Here is a 504-nt window from a genome sequence, read left to right on the forward strand (position 1 = left end):
CAGCGGTATTCGATGTATTGGCTAAACGTCTGTATGGCAAGCTGTTTGCAGATAAAGGCTATATCTCGCAAAAACTCTTCGATTCGCTTTTTGAGGAAGGCATCCAGTTGGTTACAGGACTGAGAGTGAACATGAAGAACAAACTAATGCCGTTCTATGACAAGATGATGCTACGCAAAAGATACATCATTGAAACGATTAATGACCTGTTGAAAAATACGGCTCAGATAGTACATTCACGTCACAGGTCTGTTTCGAATTTCATCATAAATATTATTTCTGCATTAGGGGCATACTGTTTCTTTGACAACAAGCCCAAGGCACTTACTGGATACGTTATCGAAGATACGAAACAGCTTAGTCTTTTCTAACATTGCTTATTTTACAGGAGGATTTTGTCTCAGCAACCATCCAAGATATATAGATGGTTGCCAAGCCTCTGTGTCCCTTATATAAAAACATTATAAAGCCTTTAGATAGAGCTCGTTATCCCGAACTGAGGTA

1 protein-coding gene is annotated in these 504 nt (G+C 39.1%); it reads left to right on the top strand.

All coding sequences use genetic code 11. The features are described 5' to 3' along the window. A partial coding sequence (locus ACQRBJ_RS16190) for a transposase (RefSeq protein ID WP_445304255.1) occupies positions 1–371 on the top strand: 371 nt, incomplete at its 5' end. Positions 372–504: the final 133 nt, after the last annotated feature.

It is taken from the genome of Prevotella sp. SGI.167, assembly GCF_050313615.1.
In the GTDB taxonomy this organism is placed as follows: domain Bacteria; phylum Bacteroidota; class Bacteroidia; order Bacteroidales; family Bacteroidaceae; genus Prevotella.